A 25703-nucleotide genomic window follows, 5' to 3' on the forward strand; every position below is an offset into this window, starting at 1 on the left:
GGGTCTTGTGTTAGGGCAGAATGATGGCCCAGAGACTCCAACCGAGGGCGATCGCACTCAAATGTTGTGGGAGTAGAAAGCGCCAGGATTTTCGGGCAATTTTCTGGGTCAGGATGAGGCTTAAGAGGGTTGAGACGATTAGCAGGGTTCCTTGTAAGAAGCTGATGACCGCTGGGTCAGCGACCCAGATGGGGAGATTGGCTCCACTCATGCCAAAGGTGGCTAGGGTGACTGGTAAGACACGCCCAGCTTCTCCTAAACCGAGGTGCAGATAATGGGCTAAATTTCCTCCCCAGACCAGGGGAAGATAGCCATAGGCTAGGGTAGTAAAGGGCTTGGGTAATGGGGTCTTCCAGAGCCGGTGAATGCCCTGTATGAGGGCATAGGCCAGTAGGGGGGCGATCGCCGGCACGACCAAGGCCAAGACCGACAGTTCTAAATGTTGGCTAAAGCTCTCTAGGTTAAAAGACCAACCCAACAACCCTTGCAGTTGTGGAAGCCGCCGCAGGAACACTCCCCCCAGCAATAAAAACAGTAACGCCACTTCGTAGCTGTGGGGGGTATGGGTGGTCCAAAGTTCAATTCCCGGCGGCCGCAGGTTCACCTCCACCGAGCGATGGGGACAGGCTTTGAGACAGGTCATACACAAGACACAATCTCGGTTATCTTGCAGTTGAGCGGGATGGGAATATAGGGGACAGCCCCCCGTCTCTTGACCTTCCCCTTTCTCGGGTCCCCCTTTATAACATTGATAGGTGCTACATTCAGCCGAACAAATCCCCGTTTTTGCCCGTAATTCCGTCATCGATAGTTTTGCAAATAGACCATTCATTCCCCCAATAGGGCAAAGATAGCGACACCAAAATCGCCGTTCAAACAGCAGCGAAAAAATAACAGCTCCGGCGGTAATTAAAAGTAACAAACAGCTTGACAAATAGGCGGTATTTTGTAAATGCCAGAGTTCTTCCCAAAGAAAAATCAAAGCAAATAGCCCAAACAAAAACCAGCCTCCCCAGCGTTCGGCTACCTGTCGTTGCCAAGGTTTGAGTTTGCGTGGAAACAGCTTTAGAGAAAGTTTTTGACTCAGTTCACCGTAAATCATAAAGGGACAAACGGCACACCAAAGTCGTCCCACAAAGGGAAAAGCCAGTAAGATGAGGGGCCACCACCAAGCCCAAAATAAGTTTAGCGCAACGTTTTGGTCACGGGTTTGCGGACCAACAAACAGTAAAATCACCACCACAGCAAACAGCCAGGTGACAATGCCATAGTTCAGTCCCTCAGTCCAAAATTGACCTCGTAGAAACTGACGCAGCTGAGGATAACTTTTTAACAAATTGAAGCGCAGGCGAGTTGTTTTGTCATCCTGAGACCAAAATAGTTCTTCGGTCAGTTCTTCTGCTCCATCGGCTTGAGTGACTGCTCGCTTCACCAGTTCACTGAGTTCCCGTAAGTTATTGGGAAAGTCGTAGGATTGCAGGCGACGAATGGCCTCGGGAGTGACTCGGGGTTGGGGAATGCCACGACTGCGACAGCAGAGACTGAGATTGTAGTCAACGAGGGCTTTAATATCGGTTTTGCGTACCCGAACCGGGGGAACTTTGATGCTGTGAGCGATGCAGTCGGTAAATTCTGGGGCGGTGCGTTCGGAGATGAGGATAATGCGAGCCTGGCAGGTGCGGGTGACTGGGGGATGGTCGCGATCGCGGGAGACGGGGTGATAGGTTTGAGTTTTCAGTAGTTGGGCAATGGGTTCTCGCAGTTCTTCGGGAAGATCTTGAATGTTGTTGAGTACAAGAGTCCCCTCTCCGAGCCATTCTAGGAGTCCGGGTTTCCCGTTCACACGCCCAAATAAATCGGCTCCACTGGTTTGGAGCAGGCTACTGGTGAGCTGAATCATCGGTTCTCGCCGTTGGGGGGAGCCATAGTGAATCAGGCTGGCCATGTTGTCTTTTTCCAGGCCCGGTTCTCCGAAAATGAGGACGGAGTCGCGGCTTTGGGCGGCGTTTTTGATGCTTTGTCGCAAACGGACCGCGTAACGACTGGTGCCGATGATGCCACGACGAATCCGGTTAATAAGATACGGCCGCAGTTCCCGCTGGCGTTGTCGTTCGTAGTCGAGTTCGGCGGAGACGCGATCGAGTTCAGCGGCCAGTTGTTGGGAAAATAGCCGTGAGATTTCGCTGTGGCGATTGAGGAGATGGCTAAACTCATCTCGGGACATCTGCCAAAGCTGACTGTCACAGAGGGCAGTTAGGGTTTCGTTGCTGTTACGCTCTAAGAGGATATCTTGTAGGTGCAGAACCGTCCCAGCGGTGAGGCAATAGGAGCCTTGGGGGCGATCGCTTTGGAGTTGACCTTGATACAGGATGTAAATGCCATCGGGGGGCTGATCCCGTTCGCTGAGGATCTCATCCTGAGCTAAGGGGCGATCGCTGAGAACCTCATTCAAGTCAGCCAGAGCCGGCTCAGAGAGTTTGTGGAGAATGGTATGGGTTTTGAGCCAGGTAATCCGGTCTGCACCTATCATGGGATCAACCCTCGTCTATGATTCTGTTGTTCTATCCTAGCGGCGATTCACCATGACATTTGCCGATCTTGCCAATCTTTGGGTTCCTTTAGTGTTATTGGCCCTCATTGTTGCAGCGGCTATTTTTTTCAGCAACGCCTAGTCAAGCGAGGCGAGCCAATGACTCGCCCCCTCGGATGCACACTGGTCCTAAGGTCAGAGACGAGACTGACTAGGGCATAAAGCTATCGTCTCGTTCCCCAAGCACCATTTGTAGAATCGTGGGTTCTCCGCCTTTTTGGTGGAACTTGTCCGCCCAACCCCGGATGAGTTCATCGAGTTCGGTCAACGCATCTTGGAGGCGATCGCTGGGGATGTCCAACTCTTCCAACAGACGCATGGCTCTCGGTTGCCGTTGTGTCCAATCCCGCATTAGCCGGAAATAGCGAGCTGTATCTTCGACCATAATATAGTTCCGCTCCTCGTCGTTGGCAGGAGCATAGGAGGCGCGGGTGAGGGCATAAACCGGCATTCCCCAGGGAGAGTCAATACGGGTGACAGTCCCTGAATAGATTAAACGCCGTTTGATATGCTCAGCTAAGGCTTCACTTAAAGGCATCCGGCGTTCAGTGGGCAGATCCTCTTGGGAGCGGCTGTGCAGAAACTCAATTAATTCCATAAACTGGAAGGAATTAATGGTTTGAGCATCCGGTAGGCGTTTGGGCAGTTTCCGTTCCAGTTGGCGTTTTTCCTCAGGTGCCAGGCTGCTCCCCGCAATGCGCGGTTTTCCGGGTTGCCAGGGGTATTGTTCCAGCCAGACATAGGGGAACTGGATTAAATAGCGAGGTTCCTGAGACCCCAGCATTTTGAGAAGTTTGCCTTCTGTTAAGGCCTGACGAACTTCCTCAACAATCACCTTGACCCGCCGGGGTTCGATGTGATGCAGATGGCCCGTCATCCGCAAGTTTTCCCCCTGCTCAAGATAGGTCAAGTAGATCGCACATTTAGCTGCCGTGGCTGCCGCATCCAGAAAGGCTCCATGTCGATGGCCGCTAGTCCGCATGGCAATAAATGCCAAATAGAGCATGATTTGATCCATTGCGCTTGGACTCAGACGCTCGATCAAATCGGTATCTTTATTCATAATAATCCCTGAAGCTATGAGTGTTGGAGGGGTCACCGTGACCTCCGGTCAATGAGTCGACTCTCATGAGAACGTCCGCACTCAGAATCAGACGATTTTAGAATAGCGCCGGGAGTGGCGTTCTCATCAGCGATCATCAGGATGCACGCCTGGTGGGGAGGCTTACTCGCGAGGGCAGTTCTGGGCGATCGCCGGCCGGCGAACTGCTTTTTTCGAGGAGTTTCCCCCCTTATACTCACTTTATCCCAAGATCTTATCCGATCTCGTTCTTCTGCTGATTTTCCTTGCTCTCGTGGCTGGAGTCAAACTTGGCTCTTGCTGTTGACGTCTTGAAGTTTATCCTGTTCTGTGTATGAGTTCCTTATCTGAAATCCGCATTTCTCTGAGTCCAGCGGCGATCGCCGAAGTGGAGCGCCTGCGACGTAAGCAACAGTGTCCTGAGGCGGCGTTACGGGTGCGAGTGCAATCCGGGGGTTGTGCTGAACTCTACTATGACCTCAGTTTTGAGGCCTCTCCGGGCAGCGATGACCGCTGTTGTACCTGTGATGGGGTGGCGATCGCCGTTGACGTGTTAAGCTTACCCTACGTCGATGGACTGACGATTGACTACACAGAAGATCTCATGGGAGGCGGCTTTCGCTTCCATAATCCTCACGCCGAGCGCACCTGTAGCTGTGGACATTCCTTTGTTCCCCAAGCTGATCTGACCGCTCACTGAGGGCAGTTGACTCTTGCTCAAAAACGCGGTATAGTTGAAGACTGTTTCCAGATTTATCGTACGTCCGCTCATTAGCATTACTCATGCCCACAATTCAGCAGCTCGTGCGTAGCGAGCGAAAGAAAGCTCATAAGAAAACGAAGTCGCCAGCTTTGAAAAGCTGTCCCCAGCGTCGTGGGGTTTGCACCCGGGTTTACACCACCACCCCGAAAAAGCCCAACTCCGCCCTGCGGAAAGTGGCGCGGGTTCGGCTCACCTCAGGGTTTGAAGTGACCGCCTACATTCCCGGCATTGGTCATAACCTACAAGAGCACTCCGTGGTGATGCTGCGGGGAGGTCGTGTGAAGGATTTACCCGGAGTCCGTTATCACATTGTGCGAGGAACTCTCGATACCGCTGGTGTCAAAGATCGTCGCCAAGGTCGTTCCAAGTACGGAGCCAAGCGTCCGAAAGAGTAACTCTCCTAGGACAGAATCCGCGCAGTTTATACGTTTTCACAAGTTCAATCCGAATCTATGTCACGTCGCAGAGTCGTTCAAAAACGTCCGGTTCCCCCCGATCCGGTTTATAATAGCCGCCTAGTCAGCATGATGACCCGCCGCATCATGCAGCATGGTAAAAAATCCTTGGCATCCAACATTGTCTATGATGCCATGAAAATTATTGAAGAGCGCACGGGTTCTGAGCCTTTAGAGGTTTTTGAAACCGCCATTCGCAACGCGACGCCTCTAGTTGAAGTCAAAGCTCGTCGTGTGGGTGGCGCAACCTATCAGGTTCCCATGGAAGTGCGTCCTGACCGTGGGGTGGCTTTGGCCCTGCGTTGGCTGATTGCAGCGACCCGTAATCGTTCGGGAACGACCATGGCCATGAAGCTCGCCAACGAACTTATGGATGCAGCCAACGAGACCGGAAATACCATCCGCAAACGGGAAGAGACCCATCGCATGGCTGAAGCGAACAAGGCGTTTGCTCATTATCGTTACTAAGCCAGTCTCGCGGCTGAACGGCTTGCCGGTTTAAGGCGCGAGCTAAAATTTTTTGCTTAAATCGTCGCTTAAGTCAAAGAATATTAAGATACAATAAGCAATGTTGTGTCCGCGTCTCTAAGTTTCCTTGAGAGAGGGGCGCGGTGGGTTGTGTGTGATTCCGGGCGAGCGATCGCCAATTCAACACGAATCCTCCAATTCAGCACAGCACAGCAAAACGACACAGCGGCAGTACACGTAAAGGGAGGTTATTGTGTCACGAACAGTCCCGCTCAACCGAATTCGCAATATTGGTATTGCGGCACACATCGACGCAGGAAAGACGACTACAACAGAGCGTATCCTGTTCTACTCAGGCATGGTTCACAAAATGGGCGAAGTCCATGATGGAACCGCTGTGACGGACTGGATGGCTCAGGAGCGAGAGCGGGGCATTACGATTACTGCCGCTGCGATCACTACCAACTGGCTCGATCATCAAATTAACATCATCGACACCCCAGGACACGTGGACTTCACCATTGAAGTAGAGCGGTCTATGCGGGTGCTGGACGGCGTTGTGGCTGTCTTTTGTTCCGTCGGTGGGGTGCAACCCCAATCGGAGACCGTGTGGCGGCAAGCGGATCGCTACACCGTACCCCGGATCGCCTTTGTCAACAAAATGGACCGGACTGGGGCCAACTTCTTCAAGGTCTACAATCAGATGTGCGATCGCCTACGGGCGAATGCGGTTCCCATCCAAATTCCCATCGGCAGTGAAAGCAACTTCCGTGGCGTGGTGGATCTTGTCGGCATGAAAGCCTACATTTACACCAACGACTTGGGAACGGACATTCAGGAAACCGAGATTCCTGAAGATGTCTCAGAACTGGCCGCCGAGTACCGGGAAAAACTCCTAGAAGCCGTCGCCGAAACCGATGACGACTTGATGGAGAAATATCTCGCCGAAGAAGAGATCAGCGAAGAGGAAGTTCGCTCCGCCATCCGCAAAGGAACAATTGCTGGGGCGATCGTCCCCATGTTATGCGGGTCTGCCTTCAAAAACAAAGGGGTGCAACGCCTGCTCGATGCCGTCGTTGACTATCTCCCTTCTCCAACGGAAGTTCCCCCCATTCAAGGAACCCTCGCCGATGGAGAAGTGGCCACTCGTCCCGCCGATGACGATGTGCCTTTGTCCGCGTTGGCCTTTAAGGTCATGGCGGATCCCTACGGTCGTTTGACCTTCGTGCGGGTGTACTCCGGCATCCTGCAAAAAGGAAGCTATGTGTACAACGCTACCAAAGACCAGAAAGAGCGGGTGTCTCGTCTGATCGTTCTCAAATCTGACGATCGCATCGAAGTCGATGAACTTCGGGCCGGAGATTTGGGCGCAGCGTTAGGCTTGAAAGATACCCTAACTGGCGATACGATTTGCGACGAGGAAGAACCGATCATCCTCGAATCGCTCTACATCCCCGAACCGGTGATCTCCGTCGCCGTCGAGCCAAAAACCAAGGCCGACATGGAGAAACTCTCCAAAGCCTTGCAATCCTTGTCTGAGGAAGATCCCACCTTCCGTGTCACCACGGATGCCGAGACCAATCAGACAGTGATTGCGGGGATGGGTGAACTTCACCTAGAAATTCTCGTTGACCGTATGTTGCGGGAATTCAAAGTGGAAGCTGAAGTGGGTGCCCCTCAGGTAGCCTACCGGGAAACCATCCGCAAATCCAGCACCGCCGAGGGCAAATTTGTCCGTCAAAGTGGTGGTAAAGGGCAATACGGTCACGTGGTCATCGAACTCGAACCTGGCGAAACCGGAAGCGGCTTTGAATTCGTTTCCAAAATCGTCGGTGGGTCCGTTCCCAAAGAATATATTGGGCCGGCCGAAAACGGGATGAAAGAAGCCTGCGAATCTGGTATTCTAGCAGGTTATCCCCTGATCGACGTGAAAGCGACGTTGATCGATGGGTCTTACCACGATGTCGATTCCAATGAGATGGCATTTAAGATCGCTGGTTCCATGGCGATTAAAAATGCCGTCACCAAGGCATCCCCGGTTCTTCTCGAACCGATGATGAAAGTTGAGGTCGAAGTTCCCGAAGACTTCATGGGTAACGTGATTGGCGATCTCAACTCCCGTCGCGGTCAGATTGAAGGTCAAGAGACTGACGATGGCCTTACGAAAGTAACGGCTAAAGTTCCGCTGGCATCCATGTTTGGTTATGCCACGGATATTCGCTCGAAGACCCAAGGTCGTGGCATCTTTTCGATGGAGTTCAGCCACTATGAGGAAGTTCCCCGTAGTGTGGCTGAAGAGATCATCGCCAAAAGCAAAGGGAACGCATAACACAGAATAAGGAACACAAGATTCATGGCACGCGCAAAATTTGAACGCAACAAACCCCACGTCAACATCGGTACCATCGGTCACGTTGACCACGGGAAAACCACGCTAACCGCTGCAATTACCGCAACTCTAGCGGTGACCGGTCAAGCGAAAGCTCGCAAGTACGCTGATATCGACGCAGCACCGGAAGAAAAAGAGCGGGGAATTACCATTAACACCGCTCACGTTGAATATGAAACTAATCAACGTCACTATGCTCACGTGGACTGCCCCGGTCACGCGGACTATGTGAAAAACATGATCACCGGAGCCGCTCAGATGGACGGCGCCATCCTGGTGGTGTCCGCCGCTGATGGTCCCATGCCTCAAACTCGTGAGCACATCCTCTTGGCCCGTCAGGTGGGTGTTCCTAGCTTGGTGGTCTTCTTGAACAAACAAGACCAAGTCGATGATGAAGAACTCCTCGAATTGGTTGAATTGGAAGTCCGCGAACTCCTGAGCGAGTACGACTTCCCCGGCGATGATATTCCCATCGTCACCGGCTCGGCTCTCAAAGCCATTGAAGCTCTCGAAGGCAACCCCAAACTCGGTGCGGGTGAAGATGAGTGGGTTGACAAAATCCTCAAACTCATGGAAGAAGTGGACGGTTATGTGCCCACCCCTGAGCGGGATGTGGATAAAGACTTCTTGATGGCTGTTGAGGACGTGTTCTCGATTACCGGTCGGGGGACGGTTGCCACCGGACGGATCGAGCGCGGTATCATCAAAGTTGGTGACACCGTGGAACTCGTGGGGATCCGTGATACCCGCAGCACCACCGTCACCGGTGTGGAAATGTTCCAGAAAACCTTGGATCAAGGGATGGCTGGGGACAACGTGGGTGTACTCCTGCGTGGGATTCAAAAAGCTGACATTGAGCGGGGTATGGTGTTGGCCAAACCCGGCACGATTAACCCTCACACCAAGTTTGAAGCTGAGGTGTACATCCTCAATAAAGATGAAGGCGGCCGTCACACCCCCTTCTTCCCCGGCTACCGTCCTCAGTTCTATGTGCGGACAACGGACGTGACCGGAACCATCAGCGACTTCACCGCTGACGATGGTAGTGATGCGGAAATGGTCATGCCTGGCGATCGCATCAAAATGACCGTTGAATTGATCAACCCCGTGGCAATCGAACAAGGAATGCGCTTTGCCATTCGTGAAGGCGGTCGGACCGTCGGCGCGGGTGCTGTGGCTAAAATCCTTCAGTAGGCCCTCGGCTTGATTCGATGATTAGGGGTGCAGTTGATGTACCCCTAATTTGCGCTCTGACGGGCATCACCCCGATGCCCTCTTTTTAACTGAACCTCGACAATTAAACACCGTTCACTATCATGGCAACGATTCAGCAGCAAAAAATTCGTATTCGCTTAAAAGCCTTTGACCGTCGTCTTCTCGACACATCTTGCGACAAAATTGTTGACACGGCTAATCGCACCAGTGCCACGGCGGTGGGGCCCATTCCTCTACCCACGAAACGCCGGGTTTATTGTGTGCTGCGATCGCCCCACGTCGATAAAGACTCTCGTGAGCACTTTGAAACTCGTACCCACCGGCGCATTATTGATATTTATCAACCCTCCTCAAAAACGATTGATGCCCTAATGAAGCTGGATCTGCCCGCCGGGGTTGATATTGAGGTTAAACTCTAGAGACACGAGAGTGCTGATAAAACGGGGCTTGTGATGAGTATCCCCTGTGGTGTCTTGGTGTAATCCGACCAGGAAGACAGGGGATTGTCTGGTAATGAGTTAGAATGAAAGACGCAACTCTGACAGACGGAATCATGGCTACCTCGTCTTCTATCGCCGTTCGAGAACTTCCTTTATTTCCTCTTCCGGAGGTCGTCCTGTTTCCGGGTAGACCGCTGCCTCTGCATATTTTTGAGTTTCGCTACCGCATGATGATGAACACCATCCTCCAAGGCGATCGTCGCTTTGGCGTGCTCATGTGGGACCCGAACAATCATGAAGCCGCCCCAGTGGGGTGTTGTGCTGAGATTATCCAACATCAGCGGTTGCCGGATGATCGCCTGAAAATTTGGACGATAGGCCAACAGCGGTTTCGGGTCTTGGACTATGTGCGGGAGAAGCCCTACTATGTGGGCTTAGTGGAGTGGATGGAAGATCACCCCCCCCAGCAGGACTTATATCCCTTAGCCACGGATGTAGAAGAACTTTTGCGGGATGTGGTTCGCCTCTCGGCTAAGTTAATGGATCGCGAGATTGAACTGCCCGAAGATATCCCCAGCCTGCCGACGGAACTGTCCTATTGGGTGGCGGGGAATCTCTATGGCGTGGCCTCAGAACAGCAAACACTGTTGGAGATGCAGGATACGGCCACTCGTCTAGAGCGAGAATCGGAAATCCTCACTACAACCCGAAATCATCTCGCGGCTCGAACGGTTCTCAAAGATACCTTTGACCCTTCCTAACGAGGTGAATCTGTCTTGTTGTTGTCGACTTATCCTTAAACTACTATGGGTGAAGCCAAACGTCGTAAAGAAGCCTTGGGCGAAAAGTACGGTCAGGAGCCTTATATCCTTCCCTGGCTACCGATTACCAAACGACAGTCGGAGCAATTCCTGAAATGGACGAGCCGAGGAGCTTGGGCGGGAATTGTTGGTCTGATTGTTGTCTGGCTGACGGTGGTCTTTATTGCTCCCTCCTTGGGTTGGTGGGGACTCGGTCAGTAAATAAATGGGTGTCCAAGGGACTGGAGATTGATAGAAATTTTAAATAAGTTTACGGTTCACTCATAATTGAAGTCTGAGGATTGTTCGGGGGGTCTCCTTGTGATCCCCAGAGTCTCTTGAACAAAAAGTCCTGAATCCCGAGAAACATCCCTGAAAAGCAAAGGTGAGATACGGTAAGGATTTCTGCCTATCGCTACCTAGGTTCAACCCCGGCTTTGAGGTCATCTGTGTTCTACGATACCCCGGCTTTGGGTAACCTAAGTTAGCGTTGGGCAAGTTTCCCAGCTCGACGACCGTCCGTTGGGACATCACTGTGTTGGCTTGCCTAGAGACCCAAGATGAGAGACATTGTTAAGTAAATCTTAAATTGTTAACCCGCGTCTCGCGTGTGAGAGGAGGAGAACTGTGTTTATACGACTTGCCGAACAGCATCGTCAATTCGTCCAGGAGTTGGTGATGAACCTAAAAGCTTTAGCCATTGTGCTGGAGCGTCGGGGCTATCTCGCTTCGTGCTATACCTGCGGCAGTCAGATGAACAGTGCCTCATTCATGGTAAGCCTGGGGGATAATCATCTTATCCGTTTCTTGGTGTCTGACTACGGTATCACCTGGACTGAGATGCGCGACGATCGCGAACTGATGAAGCTCGAAGGGGCCGAAGCGATCGCCCAACTGCAAGAGTTAGCCAATCTGGTGAAATACCAAATTGCTCCCCAAGATTATCGCCCAACGGCCGTCCAACAGGCGTAAAATAGGGGTAGATCCCTGCGATCGCAGCATTTTAACCCTTGCTATTGGGTATTTCCCATGACAGATATCGATATTGGCTGGCAGCACTGTTATATTGACACCAACCGCATCCGACTGCATTGTGTAACTCAAGGAGAAGGAGACCTGGTGGTCCTCCTCCATGGCTTCCCCGAGTTTTGGTACTCCTGGCGTTATCAAATCCCGGCCCTGGCGCGGCATTTCAAGGTTGTTGTCCCGGATTTGCGAGGCTACAACGACTCCGATAAGCCCGCCAGTGGCTATGATCTCGACACCCTCAGCCAAGACGTGCGGGGAACCATTGCCGCTCTAGGGTATCGTAGCGCCCATATTGTCGGTCATGACTGGGGAGGGGCGATCGCCTGGCATTTGGCTCACACCTATCCCGAGTCTATTAACCGCCTGGCTATCCTCAATGCGCCCCACCCCCACCAGTTCACTCAGGCCCTTGCCAGTAACCTCGACCAACTTCGCCGCAGTTGGTACGTGTTGGCCCTACAAATCCCCAATCTCCCCGAATGGGTGATTCGTAATAACCTCAAAGACTTCGTGCAAAATATCTTCCGGGAAAACGCTATCCGGAAAGGGGCATTTGGCCAGGAAGATAACCAAATTTACCAAGCCGCCCTGGAAAAACCCGGCGTACTCAACTCCATCGTTAAATACTACCGTCAACTTTCAGCCCCCCAAACCTGGCTCAAAGGCTGGGGGCGATCGCTCGATCCCATCACCGTCCCCACCCTAGTTCTCTGGGGTGAAGATGATTCGTTCTTGAGTCCCAGCCTAACCCAAGGGTTTGAGAAGCTGATCACGGCTCCCTTCCAACTGGAACTCATTTCTCAATGTGGTCATTGGATTCAGCAGGAAGTGCCGCAAACCGTTAACCGGAAACTGCTAAACTTCCTCACCATCAAGTAACGATAAATGGGGGCGAACTCTCATTCACCCCCATTCCTCTGCGCCGCAGATGAGAACATCTAGGCTTCCCAGCCGGCGTTAATGGCTGTGGCTGTGGCTGTGGCTGTGGCTGTGACTATGACTGTGACCATGGCCATGGTCATGGCCGTGACCATGAGCCAAACCATCCTCATCATGATTATGGAAGCGTCGGGCCACTTCAACCCCTAATTGGGGATTCACCTCAAATCCTTCTTCTGAGAGGAGTTCCTCAATATGGGACTCGGCCCAGCCGGCCACCATCTCCAGAAATTCCGGGCGATCGTTCACACAGGGCATCTGGACATAGGTGACATCAGGATAACGACGGTGCATCTCATGGACAATATGATGCACATCCAACAGGGTCTCATGGTTTTCCGTCGCGAAACCAATGGGCATCATCACGATCGCCCGCGCCCCCAACTGCACCAAATTATCAATGGCTTGATTCGGATTCGGCTGCGTCCATTCAATCAAGGGGGTGTCATGGTTCAGCCAACCCACCGAAATCAGGGGATAGCGATACATCAGCCGTTCCCGTACCGCCTCATAGAGTGCCTGACTCTCATCAACCCCAGAGGTAAAGCCCTTAGCCTTCATGGGACAGCCATGATTCATCAAAACAATGCCAATTTGTGACGGGAGATAGGCCGCCGCCAACTCCTCGGCGATGCGTTCCTCCACCATCATCGCCATCAAATCCAGATATTGGGGCTGATTGTAGAACGAGGGAATATATTTCAACCCCTTAACCCAATGCTCCTCGCCCTCAGCTAACTTGGAGAGAGCCTGATTCACCTGTTCAACAGCAATACCACTGGTAAACACCGAATCCACCACCAGCAGGGGATAAATCAAGAGTTTCGTGAAGCCTTGCGCTTTCACCTCAGCCAACACCTGTTCCGGGAGGAAGGGAGCGCAGAAGTTGAAGGCCTTAAACACCTGAATGCGATCGCCCCAGCGTTCCTGAAGCTTTTGCTCAATCCCCGCCCGTTGTTGCTCAAAAATGGCATTGTGGGGGGAGATAAAATCATGATGTTGATGACCCCACTCATGACGGTCAAAAATTGCCAATAACCGGGCTAAGGGGGGATAAAGCCAATCCGGAACCGGGGCAAACTTGGCGGTGAGCAGGTGCAGGGCCTGTTCATTGTAATTTGCGAAATCATCATAGCTCTCCACCTCACCGTATCCCATTAAGAGAACGGCGACGCGATGGTCTGATGGAGTAGAGTTCGGCGAATGGGTGGTCTGTTCGTGGGTAACAACCAAGATGACAGTCTCCTCTGAAGCGATCTAACGGGCTGTAACGGATTTGGCACGTTACAGCAGATAATGCCAACATAACATAGCTGTTTGACCCGCTGTCATTGTCATCTCCTGACTCGATGACCCTTTATCTCTGTCCCGGGGTTCACCCCCCCAGTCTCAGTGAACGGTTGTGCCAAGTGCTGGGGCTAACACAGGTTCTCATCCTACCCACCTCAACTCACCCTCCCTATTCCCCCCTCCATGTCTTCGATTTTGCCCGCCAGCAGGGGCTAGACGAGCTTTGTTTTTTGGCCTTTAGTGCGGGAGTGGTTGGGGCCATGGGAGCGGCTTGGATGTGGCAACAGCAGGGGGGAAGGGTTAAGGCGATTATTGCCTTAGATGGTTGGGGGGTTCCTCATCTCGGGGAGGTTCCCTTGCATCGTCTCAGTCATGATCTAAGGACCGATCAGCAATCTGGCTGGTTGGGGGTGGGGGGCGATCGCTTTTATGCCGATCCCCCTGTGGCTCATTTGGAGTTATGGGCCTATCCTGAACGGGCGCGAGGGCTATGGCTAGCGGAGTCGGGGTTGAGGCAATACACCGATGCAGCGACGTTTATGCGAGCAATGCTGAGGCGTTATGGTGAGTTAGACTGATGAGCTTGTTGCATAAGGGGTTTGGGGATTTTATTCTAAATTCGAGAATATCAAATAAAATGGAAACTAATGTCTTGTAATCCTCAATTGATGCTCAAACCTCAAGATGTGGTGATTTTACTGAAAGTCCATTGTTGGCAAGGAAACTGGACCTATGAGCAGTTAGCTTTGTCCCTAAAGACCAGTACGTCTGTTGTCTATGAGTCATTGAGGCGTTGTGAGCTGTCCCGTTTATACCATCGGAACCATCGTCGGGTGATGCGGGAGGCGTTGCTAGAATTTTTGGTGCATGGGGTTAAGTATGCGTTTCCGGCAACGGTAGGCACTTTAAAGCGAGGTATTCCAACCGCTCATTCGGCTGAGCCGCTTAAGGGTCTTTTGTCGGTTAGTGAATCAATCCCTTATGTTTGGGCATTTTCTAGGGGGACAGTCAAAGGACAGGAAATTAAGCCTTTATATAGGCAGCTTTCAGATGTGATTGAGGATGATCGCCGTTTTTACGAAATTCTCTGTCTTGTGGAAGCCCTACGCATTGGCAAGGTCCGGGAGCAAGAGTTGGCGATCCGCGTTTTAAAGGAAAGGTTATATGAATAATCCATTGATGGCTAATTTAGCCCAGGTAGCAAGGGTTTTGGCTCCGATTCCTGAACGGTTTGTGTTTACGGGGGGAGCGACAATAGTGCTATATCTCGGGGAGATTTTATGGGATGAGGTTCGGCCAACGTTGGATGTGGATTGTGTGGTGGAGATTACGACGCGGGCGGATTATTACCGTTTGGCAGAACAGTTACGGGGGGTGGGATTGGAGGAGGAGCAAGGGAAGGGTGTGCCGTTATGTCGTTGGCGTTATAATGACCTCATTATTGATGTGATGCCCTGTGATGAGTCGGTGTTGGGTTTTACCAATCGTTGGTATTCAGAGGCGATCGCCCATCGAGTGAGTTACAGGTTGCCTGATGGTCAAGAGATTTGGATTTTTCCACCGATTTATTTTCTAGCGAGTAAGGTTGAGGCGTTTAAAGGACGGGGTGGAGATTTGCGTTTTTCTAAGGATATAGAAGATATTGTCCTGTTGTTAGACGGATGTGAGGAATTATTGACAGATTTTCGTAGGGCTAACCCAGATGTTAAAGATTTTTTACGGTCTTGGTTTCAACAAAGTCGAGAACAATTTGAAGAAGCGATCTACGTTTTTTTGCCCTCTTCGAGTGAAGGAAGAGAAGACTATATTTTTGCTTTGCTCGATGAGCTTTGCCAAGAAACTCAAGAAGAATTATAGGACTTTTTCAAGGGCTTATAGGGCTTATCCAGAACGGGCGCAAGGGCTTTAGCTGCCAGAGTTTGTCCCATACCCAAAATCGACACAGCGACCTTTATTCGAGCTATGTTGAGACGTTATGGAGAATTAGAGGGTTGGCGTTGTTTAGCACGCCAAGCCCCATAGACAAGTCTGAGGGCTTCTTTGGAGACGCGATCGCTCAAATAGGTCCATAATACCTCTAAGGTCGCCCCAGGATGACGATCGCAGACTTGTTCAATTTCCCGTTGTTGTTCCGAGGGCACCAACCGATCTAAATCCACCGGCTGCCCCATTTCTAAGAGTTCCGCCAAGTGGCGCACAATGCGAGAGGGAGGTAAATTACGCTCCTGGGCGATCGCCTCAATATCCCATCCTTTCTGATGCAATTCCAGACTATACAGATGGGTAGAACTGGGTTCCTGGCTGCGAGGGAAGTGATGGCCCTCTCGCTTAATCACCGCTTTCATCAAGCGAATTTCCTCATAGGGATAGACTCCCCCTAAATACTCATACACCGGTTTCAACTTATCTGTATTCACAGCGCAGAGGGCTTGGCGAATCGGCTGTTGATGATCCAGGGGAACTAGGGCATCAATATCAATCTCCTCTCCCCCATGCAGGAGTCGTTCCAGATGGCCATAAATTGTCCCGGGGGTGAGGTTACGGGCCAGGGCAATCTCCTCAACGCTTTTACCCTGTTGACATAAGGCTAAGGTTTCCTGGTGAGTTTCCCCAACTGTTGTCGAGAAGCGGCTTGTCTGGCGTTTGGGGGGGGCGCTGGCTTCCCCGGTGGTAAACTCACGAATGAGAGCCACAAAGCGATCGCCATAATGCTCCAGTTTATAACGCCCCACCCCCGAGAGTTGACCAAACTCTGCCAGGGTTTGCGGCCGTTGCTGGGCCATCAGCCGTAGGGTTGAGTCGGGAAAAATCGTGTAGGGAGCGGCGGAACGTTCATTGGCGATTTGTTTGCGCAACGCTCGTAGTTGGAACATTAAGGCGTCGGCTTCGGCGGCTAAGGGACTGCGGCGATCGCCCTCTAAAGCACTAACGGTACGGGGAAGCGCCACCTCTACCTTACGCTGTTGGCGCATAATCTCCCAACTGAGGGCATTGAGTTTCAAGACGGAATAGCCATCATCGGTTTCATCTACAAAGCCGCGATGTTTGAGGGTTCGGGCTAAGGCCCGCCATTGATCGGCCGTGCGATCCTTGCCAATCCCATAGGTGGAGAGGCGATCGTGGCGATATTTCTTGATTTTCTCCTTTTTCGAACCTCGTAACACATCAATAATATGCGTCACCCCAAACCGTTCTTGACAGCGGGCCACACAGGAGAGAAACTTCATGGCTTCAACCGTCCAATCCTCAATGGGTTTGGGATTGCGACAGTTATCACAGGTTTGACAGGGTTCGCTGAGGGTTTCTCCAAAGTAGCGTAAGAGAATACTGGGGCGACATTCGGTGCTATCCGCATAGTCGATGACTTGGCGCAACTGTTGGCGGGCAATCCGTTGTTCCTGTTCATCAGGCTTTTGGCTGATCATCCAATCGACTTTGCTGACATCGCCATAACTGAGAAAGAGAATACATTGGGCCGGTTCTCCATCTCGCCCGGCGCGGCCGGTTTCTTGGTAATAGCCTTCTAGGGTTTTGGGTAAGTCATAGTGAATGACAAAGCGCACATCGGGTTTGTTGATTCCCATTCCGAAGGCGATGGTGGCGACAATCACTTGTACATCGTCGCGAATGAAGCGGGTTTGGTTGTCGGCCCGATCTCGGTCACTCATTCCCGCATGATAGGGCAGTGCCTCGATGCCATCTTGGCGCAGTTTGTCCGCCAGCTTATCCACTTGGCGGCGACTGAGACAGTAGATAATCCCTGAGCCTCCTTGACGGATCAGTTGGTAGATTTGCTGGTAGCTATCCCGTGTTTTGGGGCGTACTTCATAGGTGAGATTGGGGCGGTAGAAGCTGGCGATATGGACTTGGGGCCGCTTCAGGGACAGTTGCTGGATGATATCCTGGCGGACGCGATCGGTGGCGGTGGCGGTGAGGGCCGTGACGGGGACTTCGGGATAATACTGGCGCAGGCGCGAGAGTTGGCGGTATTCGGGCCGGAAGTCATGGCCCCATTCCGAGACGCAATGGGCCTCGTCGATGGCGAAGCCGGAGAGGCCGGGTTGCGATCGCAGTTGACTGAGAAACTCCAGGAAATGCTCACTTAAGAGACGTTCGGGGGCGACATAGAGCAGTTTAATATCCCCCTGACGCACTGCCCGGATGCGATCGCGCGCCTCGACACCTTTAAGGGTACTATTCAGGAAGGTCGCCCCTAAGCCGTTGGCCTGTAAACTATCCACTTGATCTTGCATCAAGGCGATGAGAGGAGACACCACCACCGTCACCCCGGGCCGTAATAGGGCGGGAAGTTGAAAACATAGGGATTTTCCGCCCCCAGTCGGCATAATCACCAGTTGGTCCTGATTTTCTAGGGAGGCTTCAATAATCCCCTGTTGACCAGGACGGAAGCGATCATAGCCAAAGTATTGTTTTAGGGCGCGATCGAGGGAGTCAGATGGGGAAGCGGACACGAATCCTGTAACGATTGGATTGAGCGTCTCCATCTTACCAGAGAGCGTTCCCAGGGGGCCGCCTTAACCTGAAATGAGTTTGCCCGAGGGGGGGCGATCGCCCTCTAGGAGGGTCGCCATAATCATCCCTGAATGGTCTTCGTCAAACCTTAACAGGATAGCTTCACAAATTGACGTTTTATGATTACAATAAAGCCAAGATTCCCAAATCATGTTCATTTTATAGATTAACATCTTTTCAAATTGAGGATATCATAATTGTTTCTCAATACTGATTGACAAATCAGGGAGCCACACCGCTTACTTCTTTAACTCGTAACCTTCATGGACAACTTACCTCAATGGCTACCGGATACTCCCATTGTTCCCTTTACGGTTCTTCTGCTTGTTGTCCTGACTGTTCCTCCCTTATTTGAGCGGTTAAGACTTCCAGGATTGGTTGGACTCATTGCCGCAGGGGTCTTCCTCGGAGGAGATGGAATTGGACTCCTAGATCACACGGATGATTACATGAAACTGTTTACGGACATTGGTAAAATTTATTTAATGTTCGTTGCTGGCTTAGAAATTGACTTATCTGAATTTCAGCGCAAAAAAGACCGCTCTTTAGTATTTGGGTTTGCTACTTTTGCTATTCCCTTGACAGCGGGAACTTTCATGGCGAGTCAATTCGGTTTCGGCTGGAATGCTTCTATTTTAATTGGCTCTCTCTTGGCGTCTCATACTCTGTTAGGCTATCCAATTGTCAGCCGCCTTGGGGTGGCGGGCAATGAAGCTGTTACTATCACCATTGGGGCCACCATTTTTACGGATATTGCTGCTCTCTTGGTTTTAGCGATTTGCCTCTCGATTCATGGTGGCGATTTCTCGGCGAGCAGTTTAATTATTCAAGTTACCGCGCTAGGACTCTATACGGTCGCTGTTTTGGTGGGACTTGACCGGTTGGGAAAAATTTATTTCCGTCGTACAGGGGATGAAGAAAGTAACCAATTTTTGTTTATTCTTTTGGCAGTGTTTGTGGCCGCTGTTGGTGCTGAGATTATCAATGTTGACCAAATTGTGGGGGCATTTTTAGCAGGGTTAGCAGTTAATGATGTTGTTGGCCGTGGGCCGGTGGAGAATAAGGTCGAGTTTGTGGGCAGCACCCTCTTTATTCCCTTCTTTTTTGTTGGGATGGGCTTGCTCCTAGATTTAGGCGCCTTTATGGAGAGTTTTACTCAAAATTTAGGCTTTGTTATTGCCATTGTCTTAACCTTACTCGGGGCTAAATTTCTGGCATCCCTGACTGTCAAGCTTATTTATGGTTACAACCTGAATAGTCTAATGACTATGTGGTCGTTGTCCATTCCCCAAGTTGCTGCCACGCTTGCTGCTGCCTTAGCTGGGTTTAATGCTGGATTGATTCCCGATTGGGTGTTTAATAGTGTTGTGGTGTTGATGTTAATCACATCCGTGATTGGTCCGTTGGCAACATCCCATTTTGCCCGTCGGCTTCCCTTATCGGGAGGGAGTTTAGATGTAGGGTCAGATGAAGATGACAATGCCTTACCTTCCTTAACCTTTTTTCCCAAAGAGAAACCCTTTAAAGTAGTTGTGCCCGTTGCTAATCCTCTGACGGAACGCTATTTGATTGAGATGGCAGCGATTTTGGCTCGTCAGCGTTCCGGTTCCATTGTGCCTCTATCCGTTGCTGAGGCTCATCTGCAAATGGATGAACCGGAGTTAGATGTAGCCATTCGCCGTAGTGAGCGACTCTTAGAACGGGCTTTGGAGGTGAGTCATGAGTTTCAGGTTGAGGCGATTCCTCGGGTTCGGATTGATGGTGATGTGGCTCATGGGATTAGTCGCACTGCTCGGGAGGAGAATGCGAGTGCCATTGTTATGGGTTGGAATGAGAATATTGGTATTCGAGCGCGGCTGTTTGGCAGTGTGGTTGATAGTGTCTTTTGGTCTTCTCATTGTCCGGTGGGGGTGATGCGTCTGTTAGATGATCCCCTCAACATTCATAAAATTTTGGTTCCGGTAAAAAGTTTAGCCCCGCAAGTGATGGAGGCGATGCGATTTGCTCAGTTGTTTGCAGAGTCGAACCAGGCGGAGTTAACGTTGCTTCATGTCTGCGATCGCCGCACCACGCCACAGCAGATTCAGGAATTTGAGACGGCGTTGATGAAAATTTTTCATGGTGGTGTTTCCCAGGTTCCCGGCCAGATGAAAACGGTAGTCTCGGATGATGTGGCACAGGCTATTTTAGAAGCCTCGCAAGAGATGGATATGGTGGTTCTCTGTTCCCGACGACGGCGTACCGCTGGGGGATTGGCGGTGAGTGACGTGGCTACGAAGATTTTGGGACAGATTAGCTGTTCGATGGTGTTGTTTGGAGAACCCCATTGGTAGAGATGTCCGAGAAGCAAGGGTTGCGGCGATCGCTATTACAGACTCGTCGTCAGTTGTCTGAGGGGGACTGGCGCGATCGCAGCGATCGCCTCTGTGAGCAAATTCGCCAACTTTCCCTATTCCAGTCGGCCCAAACGGTTCTCAGTTATGTCAGTTTTCGTCGGGAACCGGATGTCTTGCCCTTGGTGACTGGGGAGCGTCACTGGGGATTTCCTCGCTGTGTGGGAGAGTCCTTAGAATGGCATTCTTGGCAATGGGGTGATGACTGGCTTCCGGGGGCCTTTGGTATTCTCGAACCCCATCCTGACTCCCCCCAGATTGCCCCTGAAACCGTGGATTTAATCTTAGTTCCGGCCCTGGCTTGCGATAAACGGGGATATCGCCTGGGATATGGCGGCGGGTTTTACGATCGCCTCCTCAGTCAACCCCAATGGCGAGAGATTCCCACGCTGGGGATTGTCTTCGAGTTCGCCTATCTCCCCCAACTCCCCGTTGAACCCTGGGATTGTCCCCTGACGGGAGTTTGCACCGAGGCGCGATGGGTGAAAACCCAGCCCTGACAGCAATGCTACATTAGAAGTGTCGCCCCTCTCCCTTGTGCGCCATGACCGTCAGAAAAAACCCGACCTCCTTCCCGGATCACACCCACCTCCCCTGTGACGATGAAGCCTCCATGGAAGATTGGACAAAAACCTTTACTCCTTTACCGGATCACACCCAACTTCCCTGTGAGGATGGCACCTTCGTGAAGAACTTTCAAGAACATCCGCAAAGCATTCTCCTCACGGATTCGATTCTCCCCATCCTCAACGCCAAACATCCCGAGGGAGATTACTGTATCGGTCAAGATAGTGGAATTTACTGGCGCATCACCGATCCTTCCCTCCGGGGTGCCGTCTCTCCCGATTGGTTTTATGTTCCTAACGTTCCTGCCACGTTAGACGGACAAGCGCGGCGTTCCTACGTCCTTTGGCAAGAACATATCCCCCCCCAGATTGTTATCGAGTTTGTCTCAGGGACGGGAGCTGAGGAACGGGATAAAACCCCCTGGACAGGGAAATTTTGGGTCTATGAAACGGTGATTCGTCCGGCGTACTACGCGATTTATGAGGTGCGACGGGCCACGGTGGAGGTGTATGGCTTAGTCCGCAATCACTACGAGTTGATTCCGCCTAATGAACGGGGCCACTTCCCCATTTCTGAGTTGGGGGTTGAGTTAGGCATTTGGACTGGACGCTATGGCAATATGGAACTCCCCTGGCTGCGTTGGTGGGATAGTCAGGGGAATTTACTGCGACATGGCGAGGAGCGAGCTGAGCAAGAACGTCAGCGGGCCGAGCAAGAACATCAGCTCGCTGAGCAAGAACGTCAGCGGGCCGAGCGTCTGGCGGCGCGCTTGCGGGAATTAGGTATTGACCCGGATGAGGAAGCACTTAATACATAATTAGGTGTATTTGTCAACCCCCTAATTTTATTTATCCATGATTCCCCGGTAGCCGCCAAATAGCGCAAAGCCAAAATACTTCCAGGGAACAGCGACGTCTTGGAAACCGGCTGAGGTTAACATCTGGAGATGGCTTTGCAAACTGGCTAAGCGGTCTTGTGCTGAATGGCCTTGGGGAACACTCTCACCCACTTTAGCGCGGGTGGCGGCGATCGCCTCCCCTTGTTTCTGGGCCCATTCCTCACGCACAGACTGATAAACCTCTCTGAGGTGAGGAGTTTCGGGAACCACGGGGTCAGCATTCCAAAAACATCCCCCCGGCTCTAAGATACGAAACACCCAGTTAAACAGGGTTTGTTTCATCTCATCGCTGAGATGGTGAATGGCCAGGGAGGAGACACAGGCTTGGGCCCCTTCAATGGCGACATCCCCCTCATGGCGCGAGGCTAAGTCACCGAAATCGGCGCAAATTGGCTCCCAACGGTTGTTATCACCGGCCTGGATGATTTTCTGTTGGGCAAATTCCAGCATACGCGGCGAGTAGTCGATGGCGAGAACTTGCGCTTGGGGACAGCGTTTTAACAGTCGTAGGCTTAACTCTCCAGTTCCACAGCCGAGATCGATAATTGTTGCACAGTCGGCGGGAACACAGCGAACGATGCTATCAAGCATCTCGGTATAGCGAGGAAGAAGGGTCCGAATCCCCTCGTCAAAGTCCTGGGTATTGGGGAAGATTTCGCCGGGATAGACAGGTTTACTCATAAAGATAGGTGGAGAGGTTGCGGTAAATGGGGGTTAGGAGGGAGCTGAGTTGAGAATCTCCTCGATATGGATCGGACTTTTCCGGTAAGGTGAGCATAGACCTATCTTACCGATACTCCCGGTCATGTACATCCAACAGCTCTGTCTCACTCATTACCGTGGTGCTGCTTCGTTATCCCTGAATCTCCATGAGAGGCTGAATGTCTTAGTCGGGGTTAATGGTGCGGGTAAGTCTACGGTTCTCGACGCGATCGCCATTCTGCTATCTTGGATGGTGAGCCGGATTCGACAGTCTGGGACCTCGGGGCGATCGCTGTCTGAAGCCGAGATTATGAATGGAGAGTCTTGGGCGTCGCTGGAGATCGTTTGTGGGGATGAACACCAATCTTTATCTTGGAGACTTTCCAAGAGTCGTCGTGGACATGGTAGTCCTCTTCAACCCAGTGATTTACAGCAACTGAGTCACTATACGAAAACGCTTCAAGGTCAAATTTCTCAAGCTAACTCTTGGGTAAATCTTCCCCTTTTTGTCTATTATCCGGTTCATCGAGCTGTTTTAGATATCCCTCTCCGTATTCGTAGCAGTCATCGGTTTGATTTACTGAGTGCGTATGATCAGTCCCTCACAACGGGAGCCAATTTTAGAACGTTTTTTGAGTGGTTTCGGGAACGGGAAGATTTGGAGAATGAGATTTTAGTCCAACAGTTGCCGTTATTTCGAGAAGAGGGCCAGCAGGTTCACCGCGATCGTCAATTGGAGGCGGTTCGTGCTGCAATTAGTCAGCTTTTGCCCGAATTTCAGCACTTGACGGTTCGTCGCAGTCCGTTGCGTATGGAAGTTGAGAAAAATGGCGAAGTTCTCACAGTTAATCAACTTTCCGATGGGGAAAAGTGCCTAATCGCCATGGTCGGGGATTTAGCCCGTCGAATGGCGATCGCAAATGCCACTAAAGCGAATCCGTTAGATGGAGAGGGAGTTATTTTAATTGATGAATTGGAGTTACATTTACATCCGAAATGGCAACGAATGATTGCCCCTAGGTTGCGACAAGTTTTTCCAAATTGCCAGTTTATTGTTTCGACTCATTCACCCCATATCTTGACTCATGTTGAAGCCGAAACCATTGTTCTACTTACCCGAAACAATGATGAAATTCAAGTGAAAACTCCCTCAGAATCCTATGGAAAGTCAGTTGAGCGAATTTTAGAAGATATCATGGAGTTAGAGACTACACGACCAACAGTAGTGAGTCAAAAACTTCATGAAATTTATGAAATGATTAGTGTTGACCAATGTGAGATAGCACATCAACAGATTCAGGATATGCGCCAGCTAATTGGTGATGACCCAGAGTTGACGAAAGCTGAGATTTTGATTCAACGGAAGAAGCTTATTGGAAAATGAAGTACATTCAAAAAAAGGACGATTGACAAATTAGGACTCAACATTCCCAAACTTCGAGCAGCCAGAAAATTAGCGGTTGAGCCTTTTTTAGATGACTGTTTATCTGTTGATGAGCTACGTCAGTTTGTTGAATTTTACTTAAAAGAGAGAGAAGACGGTCGCCTAAATTCTTTTTGGACAACGATCAACTCTCTCTTTAGCCACTTGATTGATTGAAATTCTATCGCCTAGCCAATTCAGCGATTTAGGTCACTGTTTAACTTCTAAATCGACTTGGAGAATCGCTGTTGTTTCCGCTCGCGGCTATAGGCATCAAAACAGTAGGCGATATTCCGAACCATCAAACGCCCACTCGGTGTCACTTCGATTATATCACAGCCATTGATGACTAAGCCATCCTCTTCAAACTCTTGTAACATCCGTAAGTCGAGGGCAAAATATGTATCAAAGTCAATGCCATGTTTCTGGGAAATCTCGCGTTTGTCGAGGCGGAAGTGACACATCAATTCCATAATGACTTCCCGACGTAAGAGATTGTCCGGTTCTGCGAGTTTGACGAGTTTCTCGATGGGGGTTTGCTTCTCCTCAATGGCTCGGTAAAAATCTTTCAATCCTTTGTAATTCTGCACATAAACATCGTGCAGCATACTGATAGCAGTGACGCCGAAACCAAAGAGTTCAGAGTCGGGTTTGGTGGTATAACCTTGGAAGTTACGATGTAGTTCGCCTTTGCGTTGGGCGATCGCCAACTCATCTCCAGGCTTGGCAAAGTGGTCCATGCCAATAAAGACATAACCATTATCGGTCAATTCGTCAATGGTCATATGGACGATTTCCAGTTTTTCTTCGGAACTGGGGAGGGTTTCTTCCAGAATCCGTTTTTGCACCGGTTTCATCCAGGGAACATAGGCGAAGTTAAACACCGCAATGCGATCGGGATTGAGTTGAATGGTTTTGGCGATGGTGTCGCGGAAGGTATCGAGGGTTTGATAGGGAAGTCCATAAATCAGATCCACATTCACACTCTCAAAGTCCGCTTCTCGCATCCAAGCCATGACATTGAAGAGGAGTTCTTCTGGCTGAACCCGGTTGATGGCTTCTTGAACGACGGGGTTGAAATCTTGAATCCCAAAACTAATGCGGTTAAAGCCGAGTTTTCTTAAAAAGAGGATATAGTCGCGATCAATGTAGCGAGGATTGACTTCGATGGAGATTTCTGCATCCTCAGCAAAGGTGAAATGCTCATGCAGCTTGTTCCAGAGTCGTTCGAGTTGTTCGGGGTTGAGATAATTTGGCGTTCCCCCTCCCCAGTGCATTTGTTGCACGAGGCGATCGCCGTCAATCAAGGGAGCCGTCTGTTCGATGTTTTCAAAGAGATAATCCAGATAAGGATTCGCCACTTTATCTTTCAGTTGGGTGACGATAACATTGCAGCCGCAAAAGTAACAGGCACTCTCACAAAAGGGAATGTGACAGTAGAGCGATAAGGGAGTTTTCTTGGCATTTCCACGGGCGATCGCCTCGTAAAAGTCCTGTTGATTAAAGTCCGAACTCAGTTCTGTGGCGGGGGGATAACTGGTGTAGCGGGGGGTGGGGTGGTTATGTTTTTGTAAAAGCTGAGCGTCAAAGCGAACTGATTGAGTGGAAACTTCCATGGGAATCAAAAAAAATCAGGAAATGGTGTAAAATTGAGCATCAAAAAAACGGCGATCGCCCAAGTTGGGACTTATCGCGATCGCCGCAACTGAGAATCAGGAGAGATCGCAG

General features: G+C 51.0%; 24 protein-coding genes. 17 read left to right on the top strand and 7 right to left on the bottom strand.

What is annotated here, in order from left to right; genetic code table 11:
- Positions 1-10: 10 nt before the first annotated feature.
- Together NEA10_RS02350 and hetR are read right to left on the bottom strand one after the other, a co-directional pair.
- Complete coding sequence (locus tag NEA10_RS02350; protein WP_252663607.1) at positions 11-2530, bottom strand: sigma 54-interacting transcriptional regulator; 2520 nt, start codon at positions 2528-2530, stop codon at positions 11-13.
- A 211-nt stretch (positions 2531-2741) separates the two neighbouring features.
- Positions 2742-3653, bottom strand: a complete 912-nt coding sequence (hetR, locus tag NEA10_RS02355) for a heterocyst differentiation master regulator HetR (RefSeq protein WP_252663608.1) — start codon at positions 3651-3653, stop codon at positions 2742-2744.
- Positions 3654-4005: 352 nt separating this feature from the next.
- On the opposite strand from hetR, the gene NEA10_RS02360 reads away from it, so the two are divergent.
- The 10 genes from NEA10_RS02360 to NEA10_RS02405 all read left to right on the top strand — a co-directional run bounded on the left by NEA10_RS02360 (position 4006) and on the right by NEA10_RS02405 (position 12109).
- A complete protein-coding gene (locus NEA10_RS02360) occupies positions 4006-4371 on the top strand; it encodes a HesB/IscA family protein (RefSeq protein ID WP_252663609.1) in 366 nt (121 codons plus the stop codon).
- An 83-nt stretch (positions 4372-4454) separates the two neighbouring features.
- Positions 4455-4829: a 30S ribosomal protein S12 gene (rpsL, locus tag NEA10_RS02365; RefSeq protein WP_159785182.1), complete on the top strand. Its 375-nt coding sequence runs from the start codon at positions 4455-4457 to the stop codon at positions 4827-4829.
- 57 nt (positions 4830-4886) lie between these two features.
- A complete protein-coding gene (gene rpsG, locus NEA10_RS02370) occupies positions 4887-5357 on the top strand; it encodes a 30S ribosomal protein S7 (protein WP_252663610.1) in 471 nt (156 codons plus the stop codon).
- Positions 5358-5610: 253 nt separating this feature from the next.
- Positions 5611-7686, top strand: a complete 2076-nt coding sequence (gene fusA, locus NEA10_RS02375; protein ID WP_252663611.1) for an elongation factor G — start codon at positions 5611-5613, stop codon at positions 7684-7686.
- Positions 7687-7710: 24 nt separating this feature from the next.
- A complete protein-coding gene (gene tuf, locus NEA10_RS02380) occupies positions 7711-8940 on the top strand; it encodes an elongation factor Tu (protein ID WP_252663613.1) in 1230 nt (409 codons plus the stop codon).
- 122 nt (positions 8941-9062) lie between these two features.
- Positions 9063-9380 carry a 30S ribosomal protein S10 gene (gene rpsJ, locus NEA10_RS02385; protein ID WP_068788212.1) on the top strand — a complete coding sequence of 106 codons (318 nt, stop codon included), beginning with the start codon at positions 9063-9065 and terminating at the stop codon, positions 9378-9380.
- A 134-nt stretch (positions 9381-9514) separates the two neighbouring features.
- Entirely contained in the window at positions 9515-10162 is a 648-nt protein-coding gene (locus tag NEA10_RS02390) for an LON peptidase substrate-binding domain-containing protein (protein ID WP_252665268.1), read from the top strand.
- 45 nt (positions 10163-10207) lie between these two features.
- Positions 10208-10423: a DUF2839 domain-containing protein gene (locus tag NEA10_RS02395; protein ID WP_252663614.1), complete on the top strand. Its 216-nt coding sequence runs from the start codon at positions 10208-10210 to the stop codon at positions 10421-10423.
- A 405-nt stretch (positions 10424-10828) separates the two neighbouring features.
- Positions 10829-11173 carry a DUF1815 family protein gene (locus NEA10_RS02400; RefSeq protein ID WP_068788215.1) on the top strand — a complete coding sequence of 115 codons (345 nt, stop codon included), beginning with the start codon at positions 10829-10831 and terminating at the stop codon, positions 11171-11173.
- A 57-nt stretch (positions 11174-11230) separates the two neighbouring features.
- Complete coding sequence (locus tag NEA10_RS02405; RefSeq protein ID WP_252663615.1) at positions 11231-12109, top strand: alpha/beta fold hydrolase; 879 nt, start codon at positions 11231-11233, stop codon at positions 12107-12109.
- A 78-nt stretch (positions 12110-12187) separates the two neighbouring features.
- Here the strand turns inward: NEA10_RS02405 and NEA10_RS02410 are convergent, their stop codons facing one another.
- Positions 12188-13402 (bottom strand): ferrochelatase, encoded by a 1215-nt coding sequence (locus tag NEA10_RS02410; protein WP_252663616.1) that lies wholly within the window; start codon positions 13400-13402, stop codon positions 12188-12190.
- Positions 13403-13518: 116 nt separating this feature from the next.
- Between NEA10_RS02410 and NEA10_RS02415 the strand changes: the two genes are divergently transcribed.
- The 3 genes from NEA10_RS02415 (at position 13519) to NEA10_RS02425 (ending at position 15316) form a co-directional block, all read left to right on the top strand.
- Entirely contained in the window at positions 13519-14037 is a 519-nt protein-coding gene (locus NEA10_RS02415; RefSeq protein ID WP_252663617.1) for a hypothetical protein, read from the top strand.
- Positions 14038-14106: 69 nt separating this feature from the next.
- Positions 14107-14631 carry a hypothetical protein gene (locus NEA10_RS02420; RefSeq protein ID WP_252663618.1) on the top strand — a complete coding sequence of 175 codons (525 nt, stop codon included), beginning with the start codon at positions 14107-14109 and terminating at the stop codon, positions 14629-14631.
- Positions 14624-15316, top strand: a complete 693-nt coding sequence (locus NEA10_RS02425) for a nucleotidyl transferase AbiEii/AbiGii toxin family protein (protein WP_252663620.1) — start codon at positions 14624-14626, stop codon at positions 15314-15316. The genes NEA10_RS02420 and NEA10_RS02425 overlap by 8 nt, the downstream gene beginning before the upstream one ends.
- A gap of 116 nt (positions 15317-15432) precedes the next feature.
- Here the strand turns inward: NEA10_RS02425 and recQ are convergent, their stop codons facing one another.
- On the bottom strand, positions 15433-17964 hold the full coding sequence (recQ, locus tag NEA10_RS02430; RefSeq protein ID WP_445164663.1) for a DNA helicase RecQ: 2532 nt from the start codon (positions 17962-17964) through the stop codon (positions 15433-15435).
- Positions 17965-17994: 30 nt separating this feature from the next.
- Entirely contained in the window at positions 17995-18150 is a 156-nt protein-coding gene (locus NEA10_RS02435; protein ID WP_252663623.1) for a hypothetical protein, read from the bottom strand.
- A gap of 105 nt (positions 18151-18255) precedes the next feature.
- Between NEA10_RS02435 and NEA10_RS02440 the strand changes: the two genes are divergently transcribed.
- From NEA10_RS02440 to NEA10_RS02450, 3 genes are all read left to right on the top strand, one after another.
- Positions 18256-20325, top strand: coding sequence for a cation:proton antiporter domain-containing protein (locus tag NEA10_RS02440; RefSeq protein ID WP_252663624.1), 2070 nt, complete (start codon positions 18256-18258; stop codon positions 20323-20325).
- A 2-nt stretch (positions 20326-20327) separates the two neighbouring features.
- Positions 20328-20885 carry a 5-formyltetrahydrofolate cyclo-ligase gene (locus NEA10_RS02445; RefSeq protein WP_252663625.1) on the top strand — a complete coding sequence of 186 codons (558 nt, stop codon included), beginning with the start codon at positions 20328-20330 and terminating at the stop codon, positions 20883-20885.
- Positions 20886-20998: 113 nt separating this feature from the next.
- Positions 20999-21769: a Uma2 family endonuclease gene (locus NEA10_RS02450; RefSeq protein WP_252665269.1), complete on the top strand. Its 771-nt coding sequence runs from the start codon at positions 20999-21001 to the stop codon at positions 21767-21769.
- Positions 21770-21796: 27 nt separating this feature from the next.
- On the opposite strand, the gene NEA10_RS02455 is transcribed toward NEA10_RS02450, so the two are convergent.
- A complete protein-coding gene (locus NEA10_RS02455; protein WP_252663626.1) occupies positions 21797-22531 on the bottom strand; it encodes a class I SAM-dependent methyltransferase in 735 nt (244 codons plus the stop codon).
- 124 nt (positions 22532-22655) lie between these two features.
- Between NEA10_RS02455 and NEA10_RS02460 the strand changes: the two genes are divergently transcribed.
- The gene (locus NEA10_RS02460) at positions 22656-23936 is read left to right on the top strand and encodes an AAA family ATPase (protein WP_252663627.1); all 1281 of its coding nucleotides are present in this window, start codon (positions 22656-22658) and stop codon (positions 23934-23936) included.
- 263 nt (positions 23937-24199) lie between these two features.
- Here NEA10_RS02460 and hemN read toward each other — a convergent pair whose 3' ends face one another.
- Positions 24200-25591 (bottom strand): oxygen-independent coproporphyrinogen III oxidase, encoded by a 1392-nt coding sequence (gene hemN, locus NEA10_RS02465; protein ID WP_252663628.1) that lies wholly within the window; start codon positions 25589-25591, stop codon positions 24200-24202.
- Between the last annotated feature and the right edge of the window lie 112 nt (positions 25592-25703).

The organism is Phormidium yuhuli AB48 (genome assembly GCF_023983615.1).
In the GTDB taxonomy this organism is placed as follows: Bacteria; Cyanobacteriota; Cyanobacteriia; order Cyanobacteriales; family Geitlerinemataceae; genus Sodalinema; species Sodalinema yuhuli.

What these genes read in the sequence shown, in the direction of transcription:
- rpsJ (WP_068788212.1), top strand. Translation starts at nt 9,063, where the DNA reads ATGGCAACGATTCAGCAGCAAAAAATTCGTATTCGCTTAAAAGCCTTT.
- hemN (WP_252663628.1), bottom strand. Translation starts at nt 25,591, where the DNA reads ATGGAAGTTTCCACTCAATCAGTTCGCTTTGACGCTCAGCTTTTACAA.
- hetR (WP_252663608.1), bottom strand. Translation starts at nt 3,653, where the DNA reads ATGAATAAAGATACCGATTTGATCGAGCGTCTGAGTCCAAGCGCAATG.
- tuf (WP_252663613.1), top strand. Translation starts at nt 7,711, where the DNA reads ATGGCACGCGCAAAATTTGAACGCAACAAACCCCACGTCAACATCGGT.
- NEA10_RS02360 (WP_252663609.1), top strand. Translation starts at nt 4,006, where the DNA reads ATGAGTTCCTTATCTGAAATCCGCATTTCTCTGAGTCCAGCGGCGATC.
- NEA10_RS02445 (WP_252663625.1), top strand. Translation starts at nt 20,328, where the DNA reads ATGTCCGAGAAGCAAGGGTTGCGGCGATCGCTATTACAGACTCGTCGT.
- NEA10_RS02460 (WP_252663627.1), top strand. Translation starts at nt 22,656, where the DNA reads ATGTACATCCAACAGCTCTGTCTCACTCATTACCGTGGTGCTGCTTCG.
- NEA10_RS02390 (WP_252665268.1), top strand. Translation starts at nt 9,515, where the DNA reads ATGGCTACCTCGTCTTCTATCGCCGTTCGAGAACTTCCTTTATTTCCT.
- NEA10_RS02455 (WP_252663626.1), bottom strand. Translation starts at nt 22,531, where the DNA reads ATGAGTAAACCTGTCTATCCCGGCGAAATCTTCCCCAATACCCAGGAC.
- NEA10_RS02350 (WP_252663607.1), bottom strand. Translation starts at nt 2,530, where the DNA reads ATGATAGGTGCAGACCGGATTACCTGGCTCAAAACCCATACCATTCTC.
- rpsL (WP_159785182.1), top strand. Translation starts at nt 4,455, where the DNA reads ATGCCCACAATTCAGCAGCTCGTGCGTAGCGAGCGAAAGAAAGCTCAT.
- NEA10_RS02435 (WP_252663623.1), bottom strand. Translation starts at nt 18,150, where the DNA reads ATGAACATGATTTGGGAATCTTGGCTTTATTGTAATCATAAAACGTCA.
- NEA10_RS02440 (WP_252663624.1), top strand. Translation starts at nt 18,256, where the DNA reads ATGGACAACTTACCTCAATGGCTACCGGATACTCCCATTGTTCCCTTT.
- NEA10_RS02405 (WP_252663615.1), top strand. Translation starts at nt 11,231, where the DNA reads ATGACAGATATCGATATTGGCTGGCAGCACTGTTATATTGACACCAAC.
- NEA10_RS02415 (WP_252663617.1), top strand. Translation starts at nt 13,519, where the DNA reads ATGACCCTTTATCTCTGTCCCGGGGTTCACCCCCCCAGTCTCAGTGAA.
- NEA10_RS02425 (WP_252663620.1), top strand. Translation starts at nt 14,624, where the DNA reads ATGAATAATCCATTGATGGCTAATTTAGCCCAGGTAGCAAGGGTTTTG.
- recQ (WP_445164663.1), bottom strand. Translation starts at nt 17,964, where the DNA reads ATGGAGACGCTCAATCCAATCGTTACAGGATTCGTGTCCGCTTCCCCA.
- NEA10_RS02395 (WP_252663614.1), top strand. Translation starts at nt 10,208, where the DNA reads ATGGGTGAAGCCAAACGTCGTAAAGAAGCCTTGGGCGAAAAGTACGGT.
- rpsG (WP_252663610.1), top strand. Translation starts at nt 4,887, where the DNA reads ATGTCACGTCGCAGAGTCGTTCAAAAACGTCCGGTTCCCCCCGATCCG.
- NEA10_RS02450 (WP_252665269.1), top strand. Translation starts at nt 20,999, where the DNA reads ATGGAAGATTGGACAAAAACCTTTACTCCTTTACCGGATCACACCCAA.
- NEA10_RS02420 (WP_252663618.1), top strand. Translation starts at nt 14,107, where the DNA reads ATGTCTTGTAATCCTCAATTGATGCTCAAACCTCAAGATGTGGTGATT.